Origin of the sequence: Streptococcus sp. 3613 (assembly GCF_013277375.1) — a bacterium.
GTDB classification, from domain to species: Bacteria; Bacillota; Bacilli; order Lactobacillales; family Streptococcaceae; genus Streptococcus; species Streptococcus pseudopneumoniae.
On the sequence record NZ_VMMV01000029.1, the window covers coordinates 1 to 10,825 of the forward strand.

5 protein-coding genes and 1 pseudogene are annotated in these 10,825 nt (G+C 39.7%); 3 read left to right on the forward strand and 3 right to left on the reverse strand.

All coding sequences use genetic code 11. The features are described 5' to 3' along the window. Positions 1–321 precede the first annotated feature (321 nt). A pseudogene (locus HT708_RS03650) lies at positions 322–1,588 on the forward strand (transposase). A 90-nt stretch (positions 1,589–1,678) separates the two neighbouring features. On the opposite strand, the gene pyk reads toward HT708_RS03650, so the two are convergent. From pyk to HT708_RS03665, 3 genes are all read right to left on the reverse strand, one after another. Continuing rightward, complete coding sequence (pyk, locus tag HT708_RS03655) at positions 1,679–3,184, reverse strand: pyruvate kinase (protein ID WP_001042822.1); 1,506 nt, start codon at positions 3,182–3,184, stop codon at positions 1,679–1,681. Between the two features lie 58 nt (positions 3,185–3,242). Then, the gene (pfkA, locus tag HT708_RS03660) at positions 3,243–4,250 is read right to left on the reverse strand and encodes a 6-phosphofructokinase (protein WP_000820864.1); all 1,008 of its coding nucleotides are present in this window, start codon (positions 4,248–4,250) and stop codon (positions 3,243–3,245) included. An 82-nt stretch (positions 4,251–4,332) separates the two neighbouring features. Beyond that, on the reverse strand, positions 4,333–7,434 hold the full coding sequence (locus HT708_RS03665; RefSeq protein ID WP_166731173.1) for a DNA polymerase III subunit alpha: 3,102 nt from the start codon (positions 7,432–7,434) through the stop codon (positions 4,333–4,335). A 345-nt stretch (positions 7,435–7,779) separates the two neighbouring features. Here HT708_RS03665 and HT708_RS03670 point away from each other — a divergent pair, with 345 nt between their 5' ends. Continuing rightward, positions 7,780–10,053: a Xaa-Pro dipeptidyl-peptidase gene (locus tag HT708_RS03670; RefSeq protein WP_172923727.1), complete on the forward strand. Its 2,274-nt coding sequence runs from the start codon at positions 7,780–7,782 to the stop codon at positions 10,051–10,053. Positions 10,054–10,069: 16 nt separating this feature from the next. Next, the gene (locus tag HT708_RS03675) at positions 10,070–10,540 is read left to right on the forward strand and encodes an arginine repressor (protein WP_023934390.1); all 471 of its coding nucleotides are present in this window, start codon (positions 10,070–10,072) and stop codon (positions 10,538–10,540) included. Positions 10,541–10,825 lie beyond the last annotated feature (285 nt).

Consider the following 10,825-nt stretch of genomic DNA (forward strand, 5'->3'; position numbering starts at 1 on the left):
TAAATCTTATACTCAATGAAAATCAAAGAGCAAACTAGGAAGCTAGCCGCAGGTTGCTCAAAGCACTGCTTTGAGGTTGTAGATAGAACTGACGAAGTCAGCTCAAAACATGGTTTTGAGGTTGTAGATGAAACTGACGAAGTCAGTAACCATACCTACGGTAAGGCGACGCTGACGTGGTTTGAAGAGATTTTCGAAGAGTATTACCTTCAAGAAGCTCCATTGATGCCCCACCCCGCGTCACAAATACCTACACTGACACAAAAAGGTGACATAGCCACCTTTTTGGGCTCTATAATATTTGTAGTGGGTAAATCCCCTATGGATATCATCAATAAGGATACACACAAGGAAATCATCGCCAAACTGGACTACGACGCCCCATCTTGCCCTGAGTGCGGAAGTCAAATGAAGAAATATGACTTTCAAAAACCGTCGAAAATTCCTTACCTCGAAACGACTGGTATGCCTACTAGAATTCTCCTTAGAAAGCGTCGATTCAAGTGCTATCACTGTTCAAAAATGATGGTCGCTGAAACTTCTATCGTCAAGAAAAATCACCAAATCCCTCGTATTATCAATCAAAAAATTGCGCAAAAGTTGATTGAAAAGACTTCTATGACCGATATTGCCCATCAGCTGGCCATTTCAACTTCAACTGTCATTCGAAAGCTCAATGACTTCCACTTTGAGTGTAATGTTAGAAATCTGCCTGAGATTATGTCTTGGGACGTTGAAACAGTCCGGGGAGTGACTGTTTCAATCGGGAGATGGAGATGAGCTTCATTACGCAAGATTTTAACAATCTCAATATCATCACTGTTCTTGAGAGAAGAACACAAGCTATCATTCGTAATCACTTTCTTAAGTATGATAGAGCTGTCCGATGTCGCGTCAAAATTATTACTATGGATATGTTTAGCCCTTATTATGCCTTGGCTAAACAGATTCGCTTTCAAATTTCTAGGCTCAGGCTGAAACAGTCTCCCAGACTGTTTCACTCCCGAATGCTAAAATCGTTCTAGATCGCTTTCATATTGTACAACATCTTAGCCGTGCTATGAGTCGTGTGCGTGTCCAAATCATGAACCAATTCGATAAAAAATCTCATGAATACAAGGCTATTAAACGCTACTGGAAACTCATTCAACAGGATAGTCGTAAATTGAGTGATAAACGTTTTTATCGCCCTACTTTTCGTATTCACTTGACCAATAGAGAGATTCTTGACAAGCTTTTGAGCTATTCAGAAGACTTGAAACACCACTATAATCTCTATCGGCTCTTACTTTTTCACTTCCAGAATAAAGAGCCTGACAAATTTTTCGGACTCATTGAGGACAATCTAAAGCAGGTTCATCCTCTTTTTCAGACTGTTTTTAAAACCTTCCTCAAGGATAAAGAAAAGATTGTTAACGCCCTTCAACTACACTATTCTAACGCCAAACTGGAAGCGACCAATAATCTCATCAAACTTATCAAGCGCAATGCCTTTGGTTTTCGAAACTTTGAAAACTTCAAAAAACGGATTTTTATCGTTCTGAATATCAAAAAAGAAAGGACAAAATTTGTCCTTTCTCGAGCTTAGCTGACTTCAACCCACTACAGTTGACAAAGAGCCCAAAAAAGCCTATCACACAAGCTCTAAAGCTGGATATGATAGGTTTTTATATTTTTCTTAACGTACTGTGCGGATACGCATTGTATTTGTACGAACAGCTTCTCCTACTGGTACACCAGCAACGATAACGATATCATCGCCTGACTCAACGAGACCTGCTTCTACCGCTTTACGTTCAGCGATTTCGAACATATCGTCAGTTGAAGATGGAGCATCTGTCAACATTGGGATAACACCCCAGTTCAACATCAATCCACGTTCTGTCAATTCATCAAATGTCAATGCTAAGATGTCAGCATTTGGACGGTATTTAGAAATCAAACGTGCAGTATGACCTGTCTTAGTAAGAGTTACAACCAATTTGATATCCATTGAGTTAGTAGCATCTTTAACAGCTGAAGCCATTACTTCTGTCTTAGAGTTACGTTCAAATGAATCTGAATCCAAACGTCCGTATTCATTAAGAAGAGTTTGAGCGTTCTTGTCTATTGTAGCCATTGTAGTTACTGACTCGAGTGGGTATTTACCGTTTGCAGACTCGCCTGACAGCATTGTAGCGTCAGTTCCGTCGATAACAGCGTTGAATACGTCTGATACTTCTGAACGAGTTGCACGTGGTTTTTCAGTCATTGTTTCAAGCATGTTTGTTGCAGTGATAACAACTTTACCTGCAGCATTGACTTTCTTGATAATCATTTTTTGGTAAACTGGAACCATTTCGAATGGTACTTCGATACCCATATCACCACGAGCGATCATGATACCATCAGCTGCTTCGATGATTTCATCCAAGTTATCGATACCTTGTTGATTTTCGATTTTAGCGAACAATTGAACATGCCCGTTTCCAGTTTCTTCACAGATTGCACGAACTTCGTTCACGTCTTTTGCAGTACGTACGAATGAAATCGCAATAAAGTTGATACCTTGTTCAAGACCAAAGCGGATATCGTCGTTATCACGTTCAGCAAGGGCTGGGAAAGGAATTTTAGTGTTAGGAATATTCACACCTTTTTGTTTAGCGATGATACCATCGTTTTCAACTTCCACTTCAAATTCACGAGTTGCGTCATCTTTAGCAACCACACGAAGACCAAGTTTACCGTCGTCAACCAACACTTGACGACCAACTTCAACATCATCATAGATATCCAGAGCACCAGCAACGTTCAATGCAATCACTTCACGAGTTGATTTGATTCCTTGTTTAGTTGCAACACGGATTTTCTCACCAGTTTTGTATGAATACTCTTTAGCTTCACCTTCGAACAATTCTGTACGGATTTCTGGTCCTTTTGTATCAAGAAGGAAACCAACTTTTTTACCTGCAAGTTTTTCAGCAAGTTTAACAGTTGCCATACGCTCACCTTGTTCTTGGTGGTCACCGTGTGAGAAGTTGAAACGGAATGTGTTAGCACCAGCTTCAATCAATTGAGCAATGTTTTTAGCTGAAGCTTCAACATCAAGTTTTTCACCCCAGTATCCGTCCTCACCGAATTTTTTACCACCACGGATTTCTACCGCAGGACCCAAAGTTGCAACGATTTTTACACGTTTGTTCATGATTTTTGTGACTCCTTTATAGATATGACCTTTTTGGTCTTATTAACTAAATTGTAAATTATGACAAGCTCTTATTCAAGCTAGATAGCTCAATATCGGCTTTGTGTGGGTTGTTAACTACAATCTTACCTTCTGCAGTAAGGCTAAACAATGCTCCTTCTTCTGCCGTTCCAAGAATTGGGTTTTCAACCATTTTCTCGTTACGGATACCAACCGCAACACCACCAATACCTTCTTTAAGAAGTTTAACAGCATGGGCACCCATACGTGACGCCAATACACGGTCACGCGCAGTTGGAGAACCACCACGTTGAATATGTCCAAGTTCTGTCACACGAAGGTCGCTTGTATCTCCAGCTTCTTTAAGTTTTTGACCAAATTCAGCTGCTGACATCACACCTTCAGCTAAGACGATGATATTGTGTTTTTTACCACACTCATAACCACATTTAATGCTTTCTACGATGTCTTCAATCTTGAATCCTTCCTCAGGAATGATGATTTCATCTGCACCAGTTGCAATACCAGCCCAAAGAGCGATATCACCAGCGTTACGTCCCATAACTTCAATAACAAAAGTACGACGGTGACTTGATGATGTATCACGAATCTTATCAATAGCATCCATAGCAGTTGTAACCGCTGTGTCAAAACCGATTGTAAAGTCAGTACCAACGATATCGTTATCGATTGTACCTGGAAGACCGATAGCAGGGAAACCATGCTCAGTCAAACGCATAGCGCCGTGGTAAGAACCGTCTCCACCGATAACAACTACACCTTCAATGCCGTGTTTTTTCAATTGCTCAATCCCTTTTAGTTGCCCTTCAAGTTGAGCGAACTCTGGGTAACGAGCTGAGTGAAGGAAAGTACCACCACGAGAAATGATGTCTCCTACTGAAGCTGCATCTAGGGGATGAATTTCACCGGCAACCATACCAGCATATCCGTCATAGATACCAAACACTTCCATTCCTTCTGAAATTGCTTGACGAACAACTGCACGGATAGCAGCGTTCATACCAGGGGCGTCTCCACCACTAGTCAAAACAGCAATACGTTTCATATTGGTTTATGCTCCTTTTTCTTTTAACAGTCTTCTTGATTATACCACATTTGATTTTAAAATTCTTCTATTTTCCGTATTTTTAGCGATAAATCGTTTTCATAACGATTTCATTCAATTTCGCTTCTAATTCATTGGATTTAGCTACAAAATAATGGGGAGAAACGATGGTTTTCTGTTCCTCTTCATACCTGATGATGACTGGGATTGGACCTTTATACTGGTCTAAAATACGTGAAATTTCTTGATCCGATTCATGATTTTTTACCTGTATCCAAAAGCGTTCAGCAACTGCTTCTCTTATTTCTTGTGCAATCATTTGCAGACGGCCATCACGTGATTGTATTTTTCCTTTTATATAGTAGAAGGATCCCTCTTTTATTTCCTGTCCAACCTGACGATATAAGTCTGAAAAGAGGGTAACATCCAATTTTTTCTTACTATCATCTACCTGTAAGAAAGCCATGTTTTCGCCCTTTTTGGTACGAATTACTTTTATTTTCTGAACTTCAACCAAAATAATAGCATAGCTATTTTCTGACAAATTCCCAATTGGGATAATCGGGTAAATAGCCTTACTTGCAATAGCTTGTAGTGGATGTTTGCTAACTCCTACTCCTAAAAGTTCTTGTTCCATATAGAATTTTTCTTGTTCCGTCCAATCTTCCGATTCCTGCCAACTATAAATAGTATCTCCAAACAAACTTCCCAACTCTTTTACAAATTCAAATAGATTAACTAAATTATTGAATACTTTTTGACGATTTCTTTCAAATGAATCGAAAAGACCAACTTTTACCAAAGGTTCTAGCAGAGGAAGTTTCAGATAATTCTCAGGTAATTTAGCTATAAAATCTTCAATGTTAGAATAAGGCCTATTTTCAATAATCCAAAGCGCCAAATCTTTGCTGACTCCCTTAATCGATTTCAAACCTAGATAGATAGACTTATTGGCAATTTTATCGTGATAGGGAATGGTGTTGATGGACAGAGGGGCTACTTCAAATCCTGCTTCTAAGGCATCTATTAAGTAATCACTGTTGGCAAAATTCAACATAACCTGATAAAAAATGGCTGGATAATGCGTTTTGAAATAAGCCAACTGGAAGGCCAAGGCTGAGTAGGCATAGGCATGTGACCTGTTAAAACCATAACCTGCAAACTTCTCCATGACATCAAAGACCTGCTCTGCCTTTTCCGCAGTATGACCAACATCTAATGAACCTTGAATAAAGGAAGCCCTCATCTCATGCATGGCAGAAGCATCCTTTTTCCCCATAGCTCGACGCAAAATATCGGCCTTCCCAAGACTAAATCCAGCAAACCGCTGAGCTACCTGCATAACCTGCTCCTGATAGAGCATGATACCATAGGTTGGAGCCAAAATATCCTCCAGTACTGGATCCAGAACAGTCACTTCTTCCTGCCCATGTTTTCTTGCCACAAAATTATTGATATAATCACTAGCACCTGGTCTATTTAGAGAAGTAGTCGCTACGACATCTTCAAAACAGACTGGTTGCACACGCTTAAGCAGACGAATGGCACCAGGTTGTTCAAATTGAAAGATACCTTTTGTATTGCCAGAAGCAAATAAAGCTAACGTTTCTTTATCTTCCAAATCAATCTCGTTGATAGCTATCTTAATCCCTTCTGTTTCAGCAAGCAACTCTTGCATTTTCTGAACAAAGGTCAAATTTCGCAGTCCCAGAAAGTCCATCTTCAAAAGACCGCTAGCCTCAACTCCATGAGCATCATACTGAGTCAGTGGAATTTCATCACCATGCTTTAGAGGAATGTAATTGGTCAAATCTTGGTCGCTAATCACAACACCAGCTGCATGGACAGAGGTTTGTCTTGGATAGCCCTCTATCTTGCAAGCAATCTCAAAGGCTTTTTGGTATTCTAACTTACTATTAATTTGCTGACGAAACTGGAGATTGCCCTCATAGGCTGACTTGAGATTATCACGGAAACTGATTTTCTTGGTAATTGCGGATAATTCATACTCTGGAACACCAAAGCGTTTCAAGACATCACGCAGAGCTTGCTTGGCACCAAAGGTAGAAAAAGTAACGATTTGTGCCGCATGTTTACTGCCATATTTATTACCAACATATCTGATAAAATCTGGACGATAAATATCTGGGATATCAATATCAATATCAGGCATGGTATAGCGTTCACGATTGAGAAAGCGTTCAAAAATCAGATTTTTCTCTACTGGGTCAATCCCTGTAATATCTAAGGCATAAGAAACCAAGCTACCAACTGCAGAACCCCTTCCCATTCCCATATAGTAGCCATTCAGTCGTCCAAAACGCAACAAATCCCAAACAACCAAGAAATAATCATCAAATCCCATATCATGAATAACAGCCAATTCTTGGTCTAGACGGTCTTGATATTCTTTACTAGTCAATCCCTTCTGAGCAAGCCCAAGCTCAGCGCGTTCTCTCAACTCTTCTACTGCTGGTCTAGCTGGGTTAAAACGAGGCAGTTTCAGACTCGTATCCAAGTCGTAAGAAATGCCTGAAATCAGCTTTTCTAAATTGTCTAAGGCTTGCGGAAATCGTTCTAGGAATAATTTCTCTAAAGAACTTTCTGATATAAGGACATCTTGTCGTGAGCGCAAGGGAACTTCTCTAAGCGGTAGGTTTTCTTTAATCGCTGTTAAAACTTGAAGAACTTCTCTATCCCTGCTTTCAAAAGCATTGACCCGATAGAGGGGCAAGATTGGATGATAAAATTCGCTTGCTGGTGTTTCCGGATAAACCCCTATATAGTAATCACAGCCTAGATTTAGAGACTCAAATCCATCAAAATAAGGCACAATTACCGCAATATCATTTAAGTACTGAGATAAAACCGACCAATTTTTCTCCCCCTGCATCTTGGCTGTCGAAAGCTTCATCAACTGCTGATAGCCCACACTAGATAAAGCTAAAAAGCGCAGATTCACTTCCTGAGCATCCACAAACACAGTCATTTCAAGCCCTAATAAAGGATGAATGCCATATTTTTTTGTAACCTCTAGAAAGTCAAAAGCACCATAAAGATTGTCAATATCCATTATAGCCAGATGAGTGTAGCCGAATTCTTTAGCTGCTCTCACATACTTTTCAATCGAAATGACGCTTTCCATAAAACTATAGACTGTTTTTGTATCTAGTTGTGCGATCAATTTACACTTCTCCTCTATCCTTCTCACTATATTATACCATTTTCACCTATAAAAGGCTTCTCTTGAGAAAAATTTCATCAGCTTACTAATTTACTTTCTATTCATTTGTATTTTTGCCATCGTTTTTATATTTATACTATATTATATATAAAAATAGAAGACATACAATATAAATCTCCTAGAATTTTTATATTATACCCATTATATCTATTATTACACTGTTCTCTATATTGAATTTAGCACTTTATTCATTTTTATTGGATTATTTCCTTTTGCAGTTAACAATTCCCTTTCTGCTTTTTTTTTGATATAATAACCTTAACTATCATTCTATATGGAGGTTCTATGCGTTTTAATCAATATAGTTATATCACTTTTCCAAAAGAAAATATCTTATCTGAACTAAAAAAATGTGGCTTTGATTTACAAAACACAGCCAATCCCAAGGAATTACTGGAAACTTTTTTACGTCGCTTCTTTTTCACTTATGAGAACACCGACTATCCACTCTTCTGCTTGGCTGTAGATAAAGAAACTAACATATTAACTTTTTTTAAATCTGACAAAGACTTGACAGCAGCTATTTTTTATACTGTTGCTTTTCAACTTTTAGGCTTTTCTTATTTGGTTGACTTCGAAGATAGTGACGTTTTTCGTAAAGAAACTGGATTTCCCATTATATATGGTGACTTGATTGAAAATCTTTATCAGTTACTCAATACTCGCACCAAAAAGGGAAATACTCTTATCGACCAACTTGTTAGTGATGGTCTTATTCCGGAGGATAATGACTACCACTACTTTAACGGCAAGAGTTTGGCTACTTTTTCTAGCCATGATGTCATTCGTGAAGTCGTTTACGTTGAGTCTCGTGTCGATACTGACCAAAAAGGTCTACCAGACTTAGTCAAGGTTAGCATTATTCGTCCACGTTATGAGAGCCAAATCCCTGCCATCATGACAGCCAGTCCTTATCATCAGGGAACAAATGACAAGGCAAGCGATAAGGCTCTCTATAAGATGGAGGGCGAGCTTGAGGTTAAACCTGCTCATAAGATTGAACTAGAGGAACCTCAACTCAATCTCGTCCAACCCCAAGGCCAAGCTGAGCTTGTGTCGGAAGCTGAGGAAAAGCTAAGTCACATCAACTCTAGCTATACACTCAACGACTACTTCCTTCCACGAGGTTTTGCCAATCTCTATGTTTCAGGTGTTGGTACCAGAGACTCTACTGGTTTCATGACTAATGGCGACTACCAGCAAATCGAGGCTTATAAAAATGTCATTGATTGGCTTAATGGCCGTTGCCGTGCCTTTACCGATTATACGCGCCAGCGTCAAGTCAAAGCTGACTGGTCAAACGGAAAAGTAGCTACAACTGGACTTTCCTATCTAGGTACCATGTCAAACGGCCTTGCCACTACAGGTGTTGATGGTTTAGAAGTAATCATTGCTGAGGCTGGAATTTCTTCATGGTACAACTACTACCGAGAAAACGGTCTGGTGACTAGCCCAGGTGGCTATCCAGGTGAGGACTTTGACTCCCTTGCTGAACTAACCTACTCTCGTAATCTCTTGGCTGGCGACTATATCCGTGGCAATGAAGCTCACCAAGCTGACTTAGAAAAAGTGAAAGAGCAACTGGATCGCAAGACTGGCGACTATAACCAGTTTTGGCATGACCGCAACTATCTGCTCAATGCCCATAAAGTAAAGGCAGAGGTTGTCTTTACCCATGGTTCTCAGGATTGGAATGTCAAACCACTTCATGTTTACCAGATGTTCCATGCTCTTCCCACTAATATAAATAAGCATTTCTTTTTCCATAATGGCGCCCATGTGTATATGAACAACTGGCAGTCCATTGACTTCCGTGAGTCCATAAATGCCTTATTGACCAAGAAATTACTAGGACAGGAAACAGATTTTCAGCTTCCGACCATTATCTGGCAGGACAATACCGCTCCTCAGACTTGGTTATCACTTGATACCTTTGGAGAGCAAGAGAACTTTGAAACCTTCTCACTTGGTCAAGAAGAGCAAGTTATTCAAAACCAGTACTCAGATAAGGATTTTGAGCGCTATGGTAAGACCTACCAAACCTTCAATACAGAGCTCTATCAAGGGAAAACCAATCAGGTTACTATTGACCTGCCTGTGACCAAAAATCTCCACCTGAACGGTCGCGCTCAGCTCAATCTTCATATCAAATCCAGCACAAACAAGGGGCTTTTATCTGCTCAATTACTGGAACTTGGTCAAAAGAAATACTTACAGCCTTATCCAGCTGTTTTAAGTGCTAGAACCATTGACAACGGTCGCTATCATATGCTGGAAAATCTCTGTGAACTGCCATTTAGACCAGATGCACAACGAGTCGTGACAAAAGGTTACCTTAATTTACAAAATAGAAATGATTTACTGTTAGTAGAGGATATTACTGCAGATGAATGGATGGATGTGCAATTTGAACTGCAACCAACTATTTACAATCTAAAAGAAGGAGATACTCTTCGTTTAGTCCTCTATACGACTGACTTTGAAATCACCATCCGTGACAATACCGACTACTACTTGACTGTCGACCTCGCTCAGTCCACGCTTACCATACCTTGCTAAAAGGAGTTACATTATTATGAATAAATCAGAGCACCGCCACCAACTCATACGCGCTCTTGTTGCAAAAAACAAGATTCATACACAGGCTGAATTGCAGTCCCTTCTTGCTGAGAACGACATTCAAGTGACCCAGGCAACCCTCTCACGCGACATCAAAAATATGAACCTATCAAAAGTCCGCGAAGAAGATAGCGCTTATTATGTTCTTAACAATGGTTCCATCTCAAAATGGGAAAAACGTCTCGAACTCTACATGGAAGACGCCCTTGTCTTGATGCGCCCAGTTCAACACCAAGTCCTACTAAAAACCCTTCCTGGACTGGCTCAATCCTTTGGTTCTATCATTGATGCTTTGAGCTTCCCTGACGCTATCGCTACCCTTTGTGGTGATGATGTCTGTCTTATCATCTGTGAAGATGCAGATGCTGCTCAAAAGTGCTTTGAAGAACTGAAAAAATTCGCCCCACCATTTTTCTTTGAAGAATAATAAATGACTACAACTAACAATTATGCTTCAAAAAACCTGGTAGAAAGTCTTTAACATCAGAAAACGCCTAATATCAAGTGTTTAAAACCCTTGATATTAGGCGTTTTGCTTTATCCTAGGAAGATTTATACTCTTCAAAAATCTCTTCAATCCGCATTAACATCGCCTTGCCGTAGGTATGGTTACTGACTTCGTCAGTTTCATCTACAACCTCAAAACCATGTTTTGAGCTGACTTCGTCAGTTTCATCTACAACCTCAAAACCATATTTTGAGCTGACTTCGT

What these genes read in the sequence shown, in the direction of transcription:
- pyk (WP_001042822.1), bottom strand. Translation starts at nt 3,184, where the DNA reads ATGAACAAACGTGTAAAAATCGTTGCAACTTTGGGTCCTGCGGTAGAA.
- pfkA (WP_000820864.1), bottom strand. Translation starts at nt 4,250, where the DNA reads ATGAAACGTATTGCTGTTTTGACTAGTGGTGGAGACGCCCCTGGTATG.
- HT708_RS03670 (WP_172923727.1), top strand. Translation starts at nt 7,780, where the DNA reads ATGCGTTTTAATCAATATAGTTATATCACTTTTCCAAAAGAAAATATC.
- HT708_RS03675 (WP_023934390.1), top strand. Translation starts at nt 10,070, where the DNA reads ATGAATAAATCAGAGCACCGCCACCAACTCATACGCGCTCTTGTTGCA.